The sequence below is a fragment of the Streptomyces sp. WG5 genome (assembly GCF_049974565.1).
GTDB lineage: Bacteria > Actinomycetota > Actinomycetes > Streptomycetales > Streptomycetaceae > Streptomyces.
This window is the reverse complement of the sequence record NZ_JBNGGC010000017.1, coordinates 1-17,242: the sequence shown is the minus strand read 5'-3', so window position 1 is coordinate 17,242 and position 17,242 is coordinate 1. Positions and strand designations below refer to the sequence as shown.

Sequence of the window (17,242 nt, the reverse complement as noted above, 5' to 3'; positions counted from 1 at the left end):
CCTGGGGCCGCCTGTAGCCAAAATGTGCCGACGACCGAACAATCGGTAGGTGAGGCCCGTCACACCCGTGCCGAGCCCGGAGCCGCTCCCACGAGGAGGTGCCGTCATGACGGTCATGGAGCAGCGGGGCGCTTACCGGCCCACACCGCCGCCCGCCTGGCAGCCCCGTACCGACCCCGCGCCGCTGCTGCCCGACGCGGAGCCGTACCGCGTCCTCGGCACGGAGGCCGCCGAGCAGGCCGACCCCCGGCTGCTGCGCACGCTGTACGCCCGGCTGGTGCGCGGCCGGCGGTACAACGCGCAGGCCACGGCACTGACCAAGCAGGGCAGGCTGGCCGTCTACCCCTCCAGCACCGGTCAGGAGGCCTGCGAGGTCGCCGCCGCGCTGGCACTCGAGGAGCGGGACTGGCTCTTCCCCAGCTACCGCGACACGCTCGCCGTGGTCGCCCGCGGAGTCGACCCGGTCGAGGCCCTCACCCTGCTGCGCGGTGACTGGCACACCGGCTACGACCCCTACGAGCACCGGGTCGCCCCCCTGTCGACGCCGCTCGCCACCCAGCTGCCGCACGCCGTCGGCCTCGCGCACGCCGCACGGCTCAAGGGCGACGACGTGGTCGCGCTGGCGATGGTCGGTGACGGCGGCACCAGCGAGGGCGACTTCCACGAGGCGCTGAACTTCGCCGCCGTCTGGCAGGCGCCGGTCGTCTTCTTCGTACAGAACAACGGCTTCGCGATCTCGGTCCCGCTCGCCAAGCAGACCGCCGCCCCGTCGCTGGCCCACAAGGCCGTCGGCTACGGGATGCCCGGCCGCCTGGTCGACGGCAACGACGCCGCGGCCGTGCACGAGGTCCTGTCCGACGCCGTACGGCACGCGCGCGCGGGCGGCGGGCCCACGCTGGTGGAGGCGGTGACGTACCGCGTCGAGGCGCACACCAACGCCGACGACGCGACGCGCTACCGGGGCGACGCCGAGGTCGAGACCTGGCGCCGGCACGACCCGATCGAGCTGCTGGAACGGGAGCTGACCGAGCGCGGCCTGCTCGACGAGGACGCCGTCCGGGCCGCCCGTGAGGACGCCGAGACCCTGGCCGCGGACCTGCGCGCGCGCATGAACCAGGACCCGCCGCTCGACCCGATGGACCTGTTCGCCCACGTCTACGCCGAACCCACCCCGCAGCTGCGCGAGCAGCGGGACCGGCTGCGCGCGGAGCTGGAGGCCGAGGCGGATGCCGAGGCGGAGGCAGGGGCAGGGGCCGGGGCCGAGCCGGAAGGGGCGCGCCGATGACCACCGTCGCCGTCAGGCCGGCCACCATGGCGCAGGCCCTCACGCGCGCGCTGCGCGACGCCATGGCCGCCGACCCGGGCGTGCACGTCCTGGGCGAGGACGTGGGCACCCTCGGCGGCGTCTTCCGGGTCACCGACGGGCTCGCCGAGGAGTTCGGCGAGGACCGGTGCACGGACACGCCGCTCGCCGAGGCCGGCATCCTCGGCGCGGCCGTCGGCATGGCGATGTACGGGCTGCGCCCGGTCGTGGAGATGCAGTTCGACGCCTTCGCCTACCCGGCGTTCGAGCAGGTCGTCAGCCACGTCACCAAGATGCGCAACCGCACCCGCGGGAAGATGCCCCTGCCCCTGACCATCCGCGTCCCCTACGGCGGAGGCATCGGCGGCGTCGAGCACCACAGCGACTCGTCCGAGGCGTACTACATGGCGACTCCGGGGCTCCATGTCGTCACGCCCGCGACCGTCGCCGACGCCTACGGGCTGCTGCGCGAGTCCATCGCCTCCGACGACCCGGTGGTCTTCCTCGAACCCAAGCGGCTGTACTGGTCGAGGGATTCCTGGAACCCCGAGGAGCCCGCACCCGTTGAGCCGGTGGGCCGCGCGGTGGTGCGGCGCTCGGGCCGGAGCGCCACACTCATCACGTACGGGCCGTCGCTGGTCGCCTGCATGGAGGCGGCCGAGGCGGCCCGGGCCGAGGGCTGGGACCTCGAAGTCGTCGATCTGCGCTCCCTGGTGCCGTTCGACGACGAGACGGTGTGCGCTTCGGTGCGGCGGACGGGACGCGCGGTCGTCGTCCACGAGTCGGGTTCCTTCGGGGGCCCGGGCGGGGAGATCGCGGCCCGGGTCACGGAGCGCTGCTTCCATCACCTGGAGGCGCCGGTGCTGCGTGTGGCCGGGTTCGACATCCCGTATCCGCCACCGATGCTGGAGCGCCACCACCTGCCCGGTGTGGACCGGATCCTGGACGCCGTGGGGCGCCTGCAGTGGGAGGCCGAAAGCTGATGGCACACGCTTCTGACGGTCGCAGCCTGGAGTTCAGGCTCCCCGACCTCGGTGAGGGGCTCACCGAGGCGGAGATCGTGCGCTGGATGGTCGAGGTCGGTGACGTCGTCGCCGTCGATCAGCCGGTCGTCGAGGTCGAGACGGCCAAGGCGATGGTCGAGGTGCCCTGTCCCTACGGCGGTGTGGTCACCGCCCGCTTCGGCGAGGAGGGCACGGAGCTGCCCGTCGGGGCGCCGCTGCTGACGGTGGCGGTGGGCGAGACCGCCGGCGACCGCCCGGCAGGGGAGGCGGGCACCGGCGGCGGGACGGCCGCCCGGCCGCCCGGAGAGCGGGCCGGGGAGCCGCAGGACGGGGAGCCCCGGGCCGAGAGGGTTCAGGCCGAGGGGTCACGGGAGCGGCAGGCGAAGGCCGAGGGCTCGGGCAACGTCCTGGTCGGGTACGGCACCTCCGCGGCGCCCGCGCGGCGGCGCAGGGTGCGGCCGGTGCCGTCGGCGTCCGCGTCGGAGTCCGCCCCGGCGGCGACCGGGCGGGCCAACGGCCAGGTCCGTCCTGCCGACCCGGTGGACGGCCCCGTCCCCGTCATCTCCCCGCTGGTGCGCAGGCTCGCCCGGCAGAACGACCTGGATCTGCGCGAGCTGACCGGCTCCGGCCCGGACGGGCTGATCCTGCGGGCGGACGTGGAGTACGCGCTGCGTGCCGCCGCCGCGCAGAGCGGCCGTACGGCGGCCCGGAGGAGCGGACCGCACGAGGCCGGGACCGGCCCGGCACCCGCCTCGGTCCCGGGGTCCGACGGCATCCGCATCCCCCTCAAGGGCGTTCGTGGTGCCGTCGCCGACAAGCTCTCCCGCAGCCGGCGTGAGATCCCGGACGCGACCTGTTGGGTGGACGCCGACGCGACCGAGCTGATGCGGGCGCGCGCCGCGATGAACGCCGCCGGTGGACAGAAGATCTCCCTCGTCGCCCTGCTGGCCCGGATCTGCACGGCCGCACTGGCCCGCTTCCCCGAGCTGAACTCCACGGTCGACACGGAGGCCAGGGAGGTCGTCCAGCTCGGCCGGGTCCATCTCGGCTTCGCCGCCCAGACGGACCGGGGGCTGGTCGTTCCGGTCGTCCGGGACGCGCACGCGCGGGACGCCGAGGGGCTCACCGCGGAGTTCGCGCGGCTGACCGAGGGCGCCCGGGCCGGTCGGCTGACGCCCGGTGACCTGACCGGCGGCACCTTCACGCTGAACAACTACGGCGTGTTCGGCGTCGACGGGTCCACGCCGATCATCAACCACCCCGAGGCGGCCATGCTCGGCGTCGGCCGCATCGTCCCCAGGCCCTGGGTGCACGAGGGCGAGCTGGCGGTGCGTCAGGTCGTCCAGCTGTCGCTCACCTTCGACCACCGGGTGTGCGACGGCGGCACCGCGGGCGGTTTCCTGCGGTACGTCGCGGACTGCGTGGAGCAGCCGGCGGTCCTGCTGCGCACCCTGTGACGGCGGTGCCGGACCACGCGCGCTGATCGCGCGGCCTCCCCCGCGTTCCCTGTGATCGTGCAGGGACGCATACTCGGGGGGTGACCGCGTACGAGCCCGCCGGCGCCCCCGGCACCGGCCCCGCCCCCGGCACCGGCCCCGCCCCCGGCACCGGCTCCGCGCCGGGCCCGGGCCCGGGCCTCGCCGGGTACGACGCCGTCGTGCTCGCCGGCGGGGCCGCCCGGCGGCTCGGCGGTGCGGACAAGCCGGGTCTCCGTGTGGGCGGGCGCGCGCTGCTGGACCGGGTGCTCGCCGCCTGCGCCGGAGCGCGGACCACCGTCGTCGTCGCCGACCGCCGCCCCACCGCCCGCCCGGTGACCTGGGCGCGTGAGGACCCGCCCGGCGGTGGACCGCTCGCCGCCCTCGCCGCCGGCCTCACGCACACCACGGAAGAGCACGTCCTGGTGGTCTCCGCCGACCTGCCGTTCCTCGCCGGGCCCACCGTCGGACGACTGCTGTCGGCCCTCACCGCGAGCGACGGCGACGGCGTGCTGCTCACCGACGCCGACGGCCGCGACCAGCCCCTGGTCGCCGCCTACCGCGCATCCGCGCTGCGCCGCGGACTCGCCGCGCTCACCCGGGACCGGGCGGACCTCACCGGGCTGCCCCTGCGCCGCCTGACCGGCGCGCTCCGTCTCATCCGTGTCCCCGACGCCGTCGCCTCCTTCGACTGCGACACCTGGGACGACATCGCCACCGCAAGGGCACGCATCAGGGAGCATGGGCACGTGTTGGATGAATGGATTACCGCAGCCAAGGCCGAGTTGGGCATCGACCTCGACGTCGACACCGGCGTCCTGCTCGACCTCGCGCGCGACGCCGCCCACGGCGTGGCCAGGCCCGCCGCCCCGCTGACCACCTTCCTCGTCGGCTACGCGGTCGGACGGGCCGGAGGAGGCCCCGAGGCCGTCTCCGAGGCCGCCCGCAAGGCCGCGGCCCTCGCCCGGCGCTGGGCCCAGGAAGCCGCCGACGCCGGTCCCGCCGCCGCACAGGACGAGCCCGACGCGGCTGCCGACACCACCCCCGACACCCGCCCGGACGCGTGATGACCTCCCCCCGTACACGGGCCGACGACGAGGCGGAGGACCTGGACGTCGAGGAGGCGCTCGCCCTCGTGAACCAGCACCCCGGCCCCTCCTGCGGCGACCGCGGCCACCCCGCGGCACCCGCGCACACCGAGCACCACGGCAGCGACGGCAACCACGACAGTCACGGCAACCACAGCAGTCACGGCAACCACGACAACAGTCACGGTCACCACGACAACAGTCACGGTCACCACGGCGCGTCGCACCGGCCGGCGGAACCCCGCCACCGCGCCACCCCGTGGCCCGAAGCCCGGACGGCCGCCGAGCGCGCCGCCCGCGCCGCGGCCCGTGCAGGCGGCCGCGCCCCGGTCTCCGTGCCCCTCGACGAGGCCCTCGGTCTCACCCTCGCCGCGCCTCTCACCGCCCTCACCGATCTGCCCTCCTTCGACACCTCCGCGATGGACGGCTGGGCCGTCGCCGGCCCGGGCCCCTGGACGGTGCGCGACGAGGGGGTCCTGGCCGGACACGGGACCCCCGCCCCCCTCACCGACGGCACGGCCGTCCGGATCGCCACCGGCGCACGCATCCCCCTGGACACGACCGCCGTACTGCGCACCGAGCACGGCCGCACCGACGGCCGGCACCGTCTGCAGGCGACGCGTGAGGTCGTGCACGGCCAGGACATCCGCCTGCGCGGCCAGGAGTGCCGCAGCGGCGACCAGCTGCTGCCCGTCGGCACCCTGGCGACCCCGGCCGTACTGGGCCTCGCGGCTGCCGCCGGTTACGACACCCTCACCGCGGTCCCCCGCCCGCGCGTCGACGTCCTCGTCCTCGGTGACGAACTGCTCGCCGAGGGGCTCCCGCACGACGGCCTCGTCCGGGACGCGCTCGGTCCGATGCTGCCGCCCTGGCTGCGGGCCCTGGGCGCCGAGGTCCGCGCGGTCCGCCGGATCGGTGACGACGCCAAGGCCCTGCAGCGTGCGGTCACGACCTCCAAGGCGGAGCTGATCGTCACGACCGGTGGCACCGCCGCGGGTCCCGTCGACCACGTTCACCCCGTCCTGCTCCGGGCCGGCGCCGAACTCCTGGTGGACGGTGTCGAGGTGCGCCCCGGTCACCCCATGCTGCTCGCCCGCCTCAAGGACGGCCGGCACCTCGTCGGTCTGCCCGGCAACCCTCTCGCGGCCGTCTCCGGACTGCTCACGCTCGCCGAGCCGCTGCTGCGCACCCTCGCCGCCCGCCCGGCCCCCGAGCCGTACGCACTGCCGCTGCGGGACGCGGTGCACGGGCACCCGTACGACACCCGGCTCGTCCCCGTCGTCCTGCGCGGCGACGGTGCCGTGCCGCTGCGCTACAACGGTCCCGCCATGCTGCGCGGCATCGCGGCCGCCGACGCCCTGGCCGTCGTGCCCCCGGGCGGGACGCGGCGTGGGCAGGAGGCCGAACTGCTCGACCTGCCCTGGGCCACCGGCGGAATCGGAGTGTGTTTCACGTGAAACTTCCGGGCCAGGACGCGATCGCCCGCCAGGCGGACGAGCACCTCGTGACCCATCGGGTGAAACTCCCGAGGAAGCTGGTGGAGCACCCGATCCGCCAGGTGGTCAAGCGGCTTTCCACGGCGCTGCTGGTCCTCTTGGTGACCGCCGTCATCGTCTATGCCGACCACGACGGCTACACCGACAACTCCGACGGGTCCGTCGACCTCCTCGACGCCTTCTACTACGCCACCGTCACCCTCTCCACCACCGGGTACGGCGACATCACGCCCGTCAGCGACGCCGCCCGGCTCACCAACATCTTCGTCATCACGCCGCTGCGCGTGCTGTTCCTGATCATCCTGGTCGGCACCACGCTGGAAGCCCTCACCGAGCGCACTCGGGAGGAGTGGCGGCTGAACCGCTGGAGGTCCACCTTGCGCGATCACACCGTCGTTGTCGGATTCGGGACCAAGGGACGGTCGGCGATCCAGACCGTCTGCGCGACCGGGCTGCGCAAGGAACAGGTCGTCGTGGTCGATCCCAGCGGGAAGGCCGTCGAGGCCGCGACGGCCCACGGCTACGCGGGCGTGGTCGGTGACGCGACGCGCAGCGATGTGCTGAACCGGGCCGAGGTGTACCGGGCGAAGCAGATCATCATCGCCACCCAGCGCGACGACACGGCCGTACTGGTGACGCTGACGGCCCGGCAGCTCAACCGCGGCGCGAAGATCGTGGTCGCGGTCCGTGAGGAGGAGAACGCGCCGCTGCTGAAGCAGTCCGGTGCCGACGCCGTGATCACCAGCGCGAGCGCCGCGGGCCGCCTGCTCGGCCTCTCCGTGCTCAGCCCCGCGGCCGGCATGGTCATGGAGGACCTCATCAGCCAGGGCAGCGGCCTCGACCTCGTCGAGCGACCGGTCATAAAGGCCGAGGTGGGCAGGAACCCGCGGGAGACGGACGACCTGGTGGTGAGCGTCCTGCGCGGGCACCGGGTGCTCGGTTACGACGATCCGGCCGTCGGCGGGCTGGAGCTGACGGACCGCCTGATCACGATCGTGCGGGCGACGCCGGCCACTCATGTGGCGCCCGACGCCCGCCCGCTGCCCCGCGACTGAGGGGGCGCCGGTCCCGTACCGGGCGCGCAAGGGCTACTTGCGGTTGTAGAGACGCATGGTGACCGGACCGAAGACCAGCAGGAACAGGCCCGCCCAGCCCAGCGTCCAGCCGATCTCGGCGCCCGGCCAGTCACCCGCCATCAGCCCGCGCACCGCGGACGCCAGGTGGGTGATCGGACTGTTGTTGACGAACACCTGCAGCCAGCCCGGCATGGTCTTCGGGTCGACGAAGACGTTGGACAGGAAGGTGAGCGGGAAGATCACCATCATGCTGATGCTCATCACCGACTTCTCGGTGCGCAGCAGCAGCCCGAACATCGTCCAGATCCACGAGAAGGCGAACGAGAACACCAGCAGCAGCGCGATCCCGGCGACCACGCCGCCGAACCCGCCGTCGGGGCGGTATCCGAGCAGCAGACCGACGGTGAGCATCACGACGGACGCGACGGTGTAGCGCAGCGCGTCACCGAGCAGGTAGCCGACCATCGCGGAGGGCCGCCAGATCGGCAGCGAGCGGAAGCGGTCGAAGACGCCCTTCTCGATGTCGATGTTCACCGAGACTCCGGTGTACATCGTGATCATCACGACCGACATCACGAGGATGCCCGGCAGTACGAACTGGATGTAGTCGCTCGGCGAACCCGCCAGCGCACCGCCGAAGAGGTACGTGAACATCAGCAGGTTCATGATCGGGAACGCGGTGACGTCGAAGAGCTGCTCCGGCACGTGCTTGATCTTGAGGATCGCGCGCCATCCGAACGTCAGGGACGTGGACAGGGCGCTGGGCCGCGGCGGGCGCTCCTTGGCGACCAGCAGGGCCGTCAGCGACTCGGTGCTGACCGGGGAGAGTTCCTTGCCCTCGGTACTCGTGGCCGTGCTCATGCCGCCACCTCGTCCTTCGCGTCGGGGCCGGTGCCGTCGCCGGCATCCGTGCTCTGGCCGGTGTCGTGCCCGGTCAGCGCCAGGAAGACCTCGTCGAGGCTGGGCTGGCCGAGAGAGAAGTTGTCGACGGTGACGCCCGCCCGGGCCAGCTCGGCGAGCGCCCTGGCGGCCTGGTCGGCGGCCGTGTCGCCGGACGCCGCCCCCAGGCGGGCGGTCAGCGCGACCGGGTCGTGTTCCAGCTGGACCTCGGCGACCAGCAGCTCGCGCAGGACGCGCTCGGCCTCCGGCCGCTGGCCGGGGTCCCGCAGCCGCAGGTGGACGGAGCCGGCGCCGACGGACGCCTTCAGCTCGCCCTTGGTGCCCTCCGCGATCACCCTGCCCTTGTCGATCACGGCGATCCGGGACGCCAGCTGGTCGGCCTCGTCCAGGTACTGCGTGGTCAGCAGCACGGTCGTGCCCTGGGCGACGACCGCGCGGACGATGTCCCACACCTGGTTGCGGCTGCGGGGGTCGAGGCCGGTCGTCGGTTCGTCGAGGAAGAGCAGGTCGGGGGTGTTGAGGATGGACGCGGCGATGTCGATGCGCCGCCGCATGCCGCCGGAGTAGTGCTTGACCTGTTTCGCCGCCGCGTCCGTCAGCCCGAAGGCCGCCAGCAGCTGGTCGCCGCGCTCGCGCGCGGCCGCTTTGCGGTGCCCGAGGAGGCGGCCCAGCAGGACCAGGTTCTCGGTGCCGGTGAGGTCCTCGTCCACGGACGCGTACTGCCCGGTGAGGCTCACCCGGCCGCGCACCTCGTCCGCCTCGCGTACGACGTCGTGGCCGAAGACGTGGGCCTGGCCGCCGTCCGGCCTCAGCAGAGTGGCGAGCATCTTCACCGTGGTGGTCTTGCCGGCGCCGTTCGGGCCGAGGACGCCGTAGACCGTGCCGGCGGGCACCGCGAGGTCCACCCCGTCCACGGCCCGGGTCTCGCCGAACGTCTTCACCAGTCCCGCGGTCTCGATCGCGAAACCGGACGTGTGCGTGCTCATCGGTGGTCCCTCCGCGTTCTCGGGCTTCGCACGGGAAGACCTCCACCGTCGCGCAAACTCATCGGTCGCGCACCGGGATTTCCCGGCGGACGGTCCCCCGCGAGACGGAGGGCGTTCCGTCCCGGGGACCGGGTGGAGGGGCCCGACCCCGGGTGGAGGAGTAGCGTCGCTCTCATGCATGCGATCACGATTTCCGAACCGGGAGGCCCCGAGGCGCTGGTCTGGACCGAGGTCCCCGACCCGGTGCCCGGCGAGGGCGAGGTCCTGGTCGAGGTGACGGCCAGTGCCGTCAACCGCGCCGACATCATGCAGCGCCAGGGCTTCTACGACCCCCCGCCCGGCGCCTCCCCCTACCCCGGCCTGGAGTGCTCCGGGCGCGTCGCCGCACTCGGGCCGGGCGTGTCCGGCTGGTCGGTCGGCGACGAGGTGTGCGCGCTGCTCGGAGGCGGCGGTTACGCCGAGAAGGTCGTCGTTCCGGCCGGTCAGCTGCTGCCGGTTCCGGCGGGCATCGACGTCACGCGGGCGGCGGCGCTGCCCGAGGTGGTCTGCACCGTCTGGTCGAACGTCTTCATGGTCGCCCAGCTGCGCCCCGGCGAGACGTTCCTCGTGCACGGCGGTTCCAGCGGCATCGGCACCATGGCGATCCAGCTCGCCAAGGCCGTCGGCGCGAAGGTCGCCGTGACGGCGGGCAGCAAGGAGAAGCTGGAGCGCTGCGCCGAGCTGGGCGCCGACATCCTGGTCAACTACCGCGAGCAGGACTTCGTCGCCGAGGTGAGGGAGGCGACGGGCGGCGCGGGCGCCGACGTCATCCTCGACAACATGGGCGCCACGTACCTGGACCGCAACGTCCAGGCCCTCGCCGCCAACGGCCGGCTCGCGATCATCGGCATGCAGGGCGGCCGGAAGGCCGAGCTGGACATCGGCACGCTCCTGATGAAGCGCGCGGCCGTCAGCGCGACGTCGCTGCGCGCCCGCCCGCTGGAGGAGAAGGCGGCCATCGTGGCGGCCGTACGCGAGCACGTCTGGCCGCTGCTCGCGGAGGGGCACGTCCGTCCGGTCGTCGACCGTGAACTCCCGATGAGCGACGCTCCCGCCGCCCACCGGGTCGTGGAGGAGAGCGGGCACATCGGCAAGGTGCTGCTGGTCACCCCGTAGCGGAGGCGGGTGTCAGCCCCGGCGCAGGCGGAGGCCGACGAAGGCCAGGGCCAGGCCGAGGCCGATGAGGACGAGCCCGCTGCCCAGGGGAAGGACCCGCACCACGGGCTCGGTGGCGTTCTCGGCGTGCGTGCCGGCCTGCGGCTGCTCGGACCGGGGCGGGGTCGCGGAGGGCACCGGGGCGGCCTCCCTGACCTCTCCGGCCTCCCCGGGCGGCACGGCGGGGAACGGATCGTCGAGGATGCCCCGGCCACCGTCACCGTCCGCCCTGTGACCCGCGTCCTCGTCCGCGCCGTCCCAGTCCGGTGCCCGCTCCTCGGGCCGTCCGGGCCGCTGCCGCCCTTCGCCCGGCCGGCTCCCCGCCCGGGAGGGCTCCGGGTCGGCCGCCGAGCCGCCGGACGCCGAGGGAGAGGACGAGGGAGAAGGGGCGGGCGTCGCGGAGCCGCGCGCCGCGCCGCCCGCCGGGCCGGACTCCTCGGCGGTGGGGGAAGCGGGGTGGGCCTGCGGGCGGTCCGGGCCGTCACGGCCGTCCTGGCGCCGGGGGCGCTCGTGAGCGCCCCGCCCGTCGTCGCCGTCGTCACCGTCGGGGTCGTGCGCGTCGTCACCGCCGGTGTCATGTCCGTCGCCACCGCCGGAGCGGTCGGGGCCGGCAGCCGCCCCGGGCACCGCAGCGGGGACCGGCGCGGAAGGTGACGGGGCCGCGATCGCGTCCACCGCCGCGAACCCGGCGGCCCCCGCTGTCGCGGCCCCGGCGCCGTGCGCCGCCTCCACCGCCCACGGCGACACCAGCGTGCTCACCCCCAGAACCCCCGCCAGTCCCGTGGTTCGCAGTGCGTGCAGCCATGGAGTCACGTCCGTGACCCCCTCCCGGTGATAACCAGTCGCGGAAATCGACGGAACAAGCCTCACACCTGCCCGCCATACCGGCATTCCGGACTGCGCCGAACGCGGTGGATCACGTTTCTCCGGGGGCACCACCCGATCGAGGTGCGGGCGTACGAGAGAATGGCGGGCATGGAGATGCCGAGGAACGACAGGTCGCCGGAGAACCCTCAGATCCTGGTCGTCGGCCAGGACGGAATGGCGCTCAGCGGCGGCGGAGACGACGACTCCCGCGAGACCCCGGTGACCGAGCAGGTGGAACAGCCCGCCAAGGTCATGCGGATCGGCAGCATGATCAAGCAGCTGCTGGAGGAGGTGCGGGTCGCGCCCCTGGACGAGGCGAGCCGGGCGCGGCTCAAGGAGATCCACTCCAGCTCGGTGAAGGAGCTGGAGGACGGCCTGGCCCCGGAGCTGGTCGAGGAGCTGGAACGGCTCTCCCTGCCCTTCACGGACGACGTGACGCCGACCGACGCCGAACTGCGGATCGCGCAGGCCCAGCTGGTGGGCTGGCTGGAGGGCCTGTTCCACGGCATCCAGACCACGCTGTTCGCCCAGCAGATGGCCGCGCGGGCCCAGCTGGAGCAGATGCGCCGCGCTCTCCCGCCGGGCGTCGGCCAGGACGGCGAGGAGCCGCCCCACCCGGGCGTCCGCTCCGGCGGTCCCTACCTGTAGCAGGCCCACCGGTACGGGCAGCAGGCCCACCGGCCCGGGTGGGAAGCCCGCTGGTACCCGTGGGAAGCCCGCACCCGCGGGGAGCGCCGACCACCGACGGCGCGAAGGGCCCGGCAGCAGCCGCTGCCGGGCCCTTCGCCGTACGCCGGACGGATCGCGTGGTCAGGCGGACGGCGGCTTGCCCGTCGAGACCTTCAGCTGGATCTTCGGCATGTCGTCGGGGTCGACGTCGGTACCGGGCTGGGGGAACTGGTCCCGGATCGAGCCCTCACCGTAGGTGTTCTCGTCGACCTCCACGATCTCCATCGGCCAGCCGGCGGCGTTGAAGCACTCCTTGACCGAGCCGATGTACTTGAACGTGAAGTCCGGCACCCGGATCTTGTCGGGGTCGTTGTACGACTCACGGGGCTCCGTGCAGGTGTCCTTCTCGATCGTCTTCGTCTTGTCCGGCCCGCGGTAACCCGGCACCTCCGAGGCGGCGGTGGTCGCGCTGCCGCCCGTGGGTTCGTCACCGCCGTCGTCCATCGTCAGCGCGCCGATCAGGCCGCCGACCACCAGGACGACGACCGCGATCGAGCCGATGACCACCATCTTGCCGCCCTTGCCGCCGCCCGGTGATCCGGACGCGCGGGTGGCGGGCGTGAGGGTGTACGGCGGTGGCGTGGGCGCGCCCTGCTGCTGCGGTGCGTACGGCGACGGCGTCTGGTAGCCGCCGCCCTGCTGCGGGTAGCCGTACGCGGGCGAGTGCGCGGCGGGGGCCGGGGTGCCGCCGTAGGGGCTCGGGCCGGGATTCGGCATCGGCTGGTACGGCGTCTGGACGGGACCCGTGGGCGCGGGTGCGGTCTGGTCGACCGGTGGGAACACCGCGGAGCCGACGCCCGCGCCGCTCGGCGCGTGCCCGCCGGGCACGATGCTCGGCGGGGCCGCCCGGAAGGAGGCCGCCACGCGCAGGCATTCGTCCCGCATGGTCTCGGAGCTGGGGAAACGCTCGTTCGGGTTCTTCTTCAGCGCGCGGGCCACCAGCGCGTCGACGGCGGGCGGCAGGGCGCGGTTGACGGAGGAAGGGGCCACCGGCTCCTCCTGCACGTGCGCGTACGCGATGGCCAGCGGTGAGTCCGCCTCGAACGGCAGGCGCCCGGTGACCAGTTGGAACAGCATGATGCCGACCGAGTACAGGTCGGAGCGGGCGTCCACGCCGCGGCCGAGCGCCTGTTCCGGCGAGAGGTACTGCGGGGTGCCGACGACCATGCCGGTCTGCGTCATCGAGGTCACGCCGGACTGCATGGCGCGGGCGATGCCGAAGTCCATCACCTTGACCACGCCGCGCTTGGTCATCATCACGTTGCCCGGCTTGATGTCCCGGTGGACCAGGCCCATCTCGTGGCTGATCTCGAGGGCTGCCAGCACGTCCGCGGTGATCTTGAGGGCCTTGTCGGCGGGCATGGCGCCGTGCTGCCGTACGTCCTCGTCGAGCACCGAGCTGAGCGGCCGGCCCTCGACGTACTCCATGACGATGTACGGCGTCGGCATGCCGTCGCCCGCGGCGGAGCCGCCGGCCGGCAGCGTGTCCTCGCCGGTGTCGAAGACCGAGACGATGTTGGTGTGCGTGAGTTTGGCCACGGCCTGGGCCTCGCGGCGGAAGCGCTCGCGGAAGGCCTGTTCCCGTCCCAGTTCGGTGTGCAGTGTCTTGATCGCCACCTGGCGGTCCAGCACCGAGTCGTACGCCAGGTGTACGGAGGCCATGCCGCCCTCGCCGAGCAAGTCGCGCAGCTGGTAGCGGCCGCCGGCGAGCGCCCGCCCCGCGTACCGGCCCTGTCCGGCGTCCTGGCTCATGTCTCTGCGTCCCCCATAGGCGCTGTGCGGCGCCGGTGTCAGCAGCACGCGCGCTCGTGATCGAAAGTGCTATTCCCGGCCAAGTCTGCCCCAGGGCACCGACACGTCAAGCGGGGTGCCCGTTCCGTGACCGTACGCGAAAGAAGCGTCGCGGAAGCGTTACAGCCGGCGTACCGCCGGTACACGGAATTTGCACGAGAGTACGGAACCAGGGTTTCATGACCGGTCCGTCTCGATGCCGGTCCCGGCGCCCATCTCGGACCGGAGGCCCCCGCGAAGGCTGTAGCGTGGCCGACGGAGACCGTAACAACACCGCGCGCACCGCGGGCAGAAACGACGGCGAGGACTGATGGCACAGCAGCAGCGCGCCCAGGGCCCGTCCGATCCCGAGGCGACTGGCGGCGGTATGTCTGACGCGCCGGAGGCCTGGGGCAACGGCGGCCTGGTCGGTGACGGCCGGTACCGGCTGACCCGCAGGCTCGGGCGGGGCGGCATGGCCGAGGTGTTCGCCGCCGAGGACGTGCGCCTCGGACGCACCGTGGCGGTCAAGCTGCTGCGCGCCGACCTCGCCGAGGACCCGGTCTCCAAGGCGCGCTTCACGCGTGAGGCGCAGTCGGTGGCCGGTCTCAACCACCACGCCATCGTGGCCGTGTACGACTCCGGCGAGGACGTCGTCGGCGGCCAGTCCGTGCCGTACATCGTGATGGAGATCGTCGAGGGCCGCACCATCCGCGACCTCCTCCTCAACGCCGAGGCGCCCGGCCCCGAGCAGGCGCTGATCATCGTCTCCGGTGTCCTGGAGGCCCTCGCCTACTCCCACCAGCACGGCATCGTCCACCGCGACATCAAGCCGGCCAACGTCATCATCACGCACAACGGCGCGGTGAAGGTGATGGACTTCGGCATCGCCCGCGCCCTGCACGGCGCCCAGTCGACGATGACGCAGACCGGCATGGTCATGGGCACCCCGCAGTACCTCTCCCCGGAGCAGGCCCTCGGCAAGGCCGTCGACCACCGCTCCGACCTGTACGCGACGGGCTGCCTGCTCTACGAACTCCTCGCGCTGCGTCCGCCGTTCACCGGCGAGACCCCGCTGTCGGTGGTCTACCAGCACGTCCAGGACATCCCGACGCCGCCGTCCGAGGTCTCCGACGCCACCCCGCCGGAGCTCGACGGCCTGGTGATGCGCTCGCTGGCCAAGGAGCCCGACGACCGTTTCCAGACCGCCGAGGAGATGCGCGGCCTGGTCCAGTACGGGCTGCAGATGCTGTACGAGCAGGGCGGTCACACCGGCACCTGGAACACCGGCCCGGTCGCCGCGCACGACGGCCGGCACACGCCCGCCGCCGGCCTCGCGGGCACCTCGGTGCTGCCGCACCCCGACCACGGCTCGGGCACCACGCAGATCCCCCAGCCGATCCTGCCGGGTGGCTACGGCCGTGGCTACGGCGGAGACGACGGCGGCTTCGAGGGCAGCGGCAACAAGGGCAGCGGCCGCGGCAAGCTGTGGATCCTGGCCGTCCTCGCGGTGATCGCCGTCGCCGCGGGCGTCGCGCTGGCCCTGAACAACGGCGGCGGCACGGGTGGCACCGACACGGACAAGAGCCCGACGGCGACCACCTCGCAGAGCACCGGCAACGAGTCGCCCAGCCCGTCGCCCAGCGACGAGGAGACGCAGGAGACCACCGACCCGGGCACGGATCGGGGCGACGGCAACGGAGGAACGGGCGGCGGCGGGAACTGGGATCGGCCCTACACGCCGTCGTACACGCCGTCGCAGACCGCGACGGACGATCCGACGGGCGATCCGACGGGCGACCCGACCACGGACCCGACGGGCGCCCCGACGGGCGACCCGACCACGGACCCGACGGGCGACCCGACCGGCGGCACCGACGGCGGCGCGTCCAGCGATCCCACCGGCGGCACCGACGGTGGTGCGACCAGCGACACGGGGCTGCCGGGCCTGGGCTGACCCGAACCGAATCGCTCCTCACGCGCGCGTGCGTCCCGGAAACGGGCCCACGCGCGCTTCGCGTTCGGGGCGTCACCCGGCCGCAGTACGCCCACCACCCCGACGGCGGTGCGGATCGTGCACACCCCCGGCGGACGAGCCCGGGGCCGTCCAGGAGGAATGCCGGGATGTGTCCGTTTTGGGGTGCGCGCGCGGTGTCCCACGCCAAGTCTTCCCGTGCCCGGGGTGGCCGGGATAACGTGCCGTTGTTCCGGCCCCCTGCGAGGCTGTGACCAGTAAAACTTCCGCACTTTGCCGATTTACTTGGAAATCCGAGTAAAAATGCAGGTCAGGAGGGGTTTCACAGAAATGTGGAGCACTGGGTAACGTGCTGTTCGCAGGGCGCTCGCCGGGGCACCTGTCACGCCTGTTCCCGACCGGGCCGCACCCACCCTCGTGCGACCGCCGGGCCGCAGGTGAGCCGCACTGGCTTCCGGCGAACCCGGGGGCCGGACCGACGGAGGAGCACACGTGACCGAGAGCACTGCCGCGCGCAAGCCGCGACGCAGCGCCGGAAGCAAGGCGACCGGTACCACCGGCACCAAGGCGACCGGGACCAGGGCCGGGACCGCGGGCGCCAAGCGCACCCCCCGCACCGCCGCTGCCGAGAAGGGCTCCGAGACGGAGCTCGTACAACTGCTGACGCCCGAGGGCGAACGCGTCGGGACCGCCAAGAATTCGGCCTACGCCGAGTACGCCGAGTATGTCGCCGACATCACCCCCGACGAGCTGCGCGGCCTGTACCGCGACATGGTGCTCACCCGGCGTTTCGACGCCGAGGCCACCGCCCTGCAGCGTCAGGGCGAGCTGGGCCTGTGGGCCTCGCTGCTGGGGCAGGAGGCTGCCCAGATCGGCTCCGGCCGGGCCACCCGCGAGGACGACTACGTCTTCCCGACCTACCGCGAGCACGGCGTCGCCTGGTGCCGCGGGGTCGACCCGACCAACCTCCTCGGCATGTTCCGCGGCGTGAACAACGGCGGCTGGGACCCCAACAGCAACAATTTCCACCTGTACACGATCGTCATCGGGTCGCAGGCGCTGCACGCCACGGGCTATGCGATGGGCGTGGCCAAGGACGGCGCGGACTCGGGCGTGATCGCGTACTTCGGTGACGGCGCCTCCAGCCAGGGAGACGTGAGCGAGGCGTTCAACTTCGCCGCCGTCTACAACGCGCCGGTGGTGTTCTTCTGCCAGAACAACCAGTGGGCGATCTCCGAGTCCAACGAGAAGCAGACCCGGGTGCCGCTCTACCAGCGCGCCAGCGGTTTCGGCTTCCCGGGTGTACGCGTCGACGGCAACGACGTCCTGGCCTGTCTCGCGGTGACCCGGTGGGCGCTGGAGCGGGCGCGGCGCGGTGA

Annotated in this window: 14 protein-coding genes; 10 read left to right on the top strand and 4 right to left on the bottom strand. The window is 73.2% G+C overall.

Annotation, left to right across the window (positions count from 1 at the left end; all coding sequences use genetic code 11):
* The first annotated feature begins 106 nt into the window (after positions 1–106).
* The 6 genes from pdhA (at position 107) to ACP4IX_RS19330 (ending at position 7,421) form a co-directional block, all read left to right on the top strand.
* Positions 107–1,285 carry a pyruvate dehydrogenase (acetyl-transferring) E1 component subunit alpha gene (pdhA, locus tag ACP4IX_RS19355; protein WP_426556210.1) on the top strand — a complete coding sequence of 393 codons (1,179 nt, stop codon included), beginning with the start codon at positions 107–109 and terminating at the stop codon, positions 1,283–1,285.
* Positions 1,282–2,286 (top strand): alpha-ketoacid dehydrogenase subunit beta, encoded by a 1,005-nt coding sequence (locus ACP4IX_RS19350; protein WP_426556209.1) that lies wholly within the window; start codon positions 1,282–1,284, stop codon positions 2,284–2,286. Before pdhA ends, ACP4IX_RS19350 begins: the two co-directional genes overlap by 4 nt.
* Complete coding sequence (locus ACP4IX_RS19345) at positions 2,286–3,764, top strand: dihydrolipoamide acetyltransferase family protein (RefSeq protein WP_426556208.1); 1,479 nt, start codon at positions 2,286–2,288, stop codon at positions 3,762–3,764. Before ACP4IX_RS19350 ends, ACP4IX_RS19345 begins: the two co-directional genes overlap by 1 nt.
* A gap of 80 nt (positions 3,765–3,844) precedes the next feature.
* Positions 3,845–4,849, top strand: coding sequence for an NTP transferase domain-containing protein (locus tag ACP4IX_RS19340; protein WP_426556207.1), 1,005 nt, complete (start codon positions 3,845–3,847; stop codon positions 4,847–4,849).
* Positions 4,849–6,327, top strand: coding sequence for a molybdopterin-binding protein (locus ACP4IX_RS19335; protein WP_426556206.1), 1,479 nt, complete (start codon positions 4,849–4,851; stop codon positions 6,325–6,327). The genes ACP4IX_RS19340 and ACP4IX_RS19335 overlap by 1 nt, the downstream gene beginning before the upstream one ends.
* Positions 6,324–7,421, top strand: a complete 1,098-nt coding sequence (locus ACP4IX_RS19330) for a potassium channel family protein (protein ID WP_426521571.1) — start codon at positions 6,324–6,326, stop codon at positions 7,419–7,421. The genes ACP4IX_RS19335 and ACP4IX_RS19330 overlap by 4 nt, the downstream gene beginning before the upstream one ends.
* A 33-nt stretch (positions 7,422–7,454) precedes the next feature.
* Here the strand turns inward: ACP4IX_RS19330 and ACP4IX_RS19325 are convergent, their stop codons facing one another.
* Together ACP4IX_RS19325 and ACP4IX_RS19320 are read right to left on the bottom strand one after the other, a co-directional pair.
* Positions 7,455–8,303 carry an ABC transporter permease gene (locus tag ACP4IX_RS19325; protein WP_426521572.1) on the bottom strand — a complete coding sequence of 283 codons (849 nt, stop codon included), beginning with the start codon at positions 8,301–8,303 and terminating at the stop codon, positions 7,455–7,457.
* Entirely contained in the window at positions 8,300–9,328 is a 1,029-nt protein-coding gene (locus ACP4IX_RS19320) for an ATP-binding cassette domain-containing protein (RefSeq protein WP_426521573.1), read from the bottom strand. Before ACP4IX_RS19320 ends, ACP4IX_RS19325 begins: the two co-directional genes overlap by 4 nt.
* Positions 9,329–9,502: 174 nt before the next feature.
* On the opposite strand from ACP4IX_RS19320, the gene ACP4IX_RS19315 reads away from it, so the two are divergent.
* Entirely contained in the window at positions 9,503–10,483 is a 981-nt protein-coding gene (locus ACP4IX_RS19315; RefSeq protein ID WP_426521574.1) for an NAD(P)H-quinone oxidoreductase, read from the top strand.
* A gap of 12 nt (positions 10,484–10,495) precedes the next feature.
* Here the strand turns inward: ACP4IX_RS19315 and ACP4IX_RS19310 are convergent, their stop codons facing one another.
* Positions 10,496–11,281: a hypothetical protein gene (locus tag ACP4IX_RS19310; protein ID WP_426521575.1), complete on the bottom strand. Its 786-nt coding sequence runs from the start codon at positions 11,279–11,281 to the stop codon at positions 10,496–10,498.
* Positions 11,282–11,497: 216 nt separating this feature from the next.
* Here ACP4IX_RS19310 and ACP4IX_RS19305 point away from each other — a divergent pair, with 216 nt between their 5' ends.
* Positions 11,498–12,037 carry a bacterial proteasome activator family protein gene (locus ACP4IX_RS19305; protein ID WP_426521576.1) on the top strand — a complete coding sequence of 180 codons (540 nt, stop codon included), beginning with the start codon at positions 11,498–11,500 and terminating at the stop codon, positions 12,035–12,037.
* Between the two features lie 162 nt (positions 12,038–12,199).
* Here ACP4IX_RS19305 and ACP4IX_RS19300 read toward each other — a convergent pair whose 3' ends face one another.
* Positions 12,200–13,870 (bottom strand): protein kinase domain-containing protein, encoded by a 1,671-nt coding sequence (locus ACP4IX_RS19300; protein WP_426521577.1) that lies wholly within the window; start codon positions 13,868–13,870, stop codon positions 12,200–12,202.
* Between the two features lie 349 nt (positions 13,871–14,219).
* On the opposite strand from ACP4IX_RS19300, the gene ACP4IX_RS19295 reads away from it, so the two are divergent.
* Both ACP4IX_RS19295 and ACP4IX_RS19290 read left to right on the top strand, forming a co-directional pair.
* Positions 14,220–15,845 (top strand): protein kinase domain-containing protein, encoded by a 1,626-nt coding sequence (locus tag ACP4IX_RS19295; protein ID WP_426521578.1) that lies wholly within the window; start codon positions 14,220–14,222, stop codon positions 15,843–15,845.
* A 510-nt stretch (positions 15,846–16,355) separates the two neighbouring features.
* Positions 16,356–17,242, top strand: an 887-nt coding sequence (locus ACP4IX_RS19290; protein WP_426521579.1) for a thiamine pyrophosphate-dependent enzyme, incomplete at its 3' end; no start/stop codon positions are given.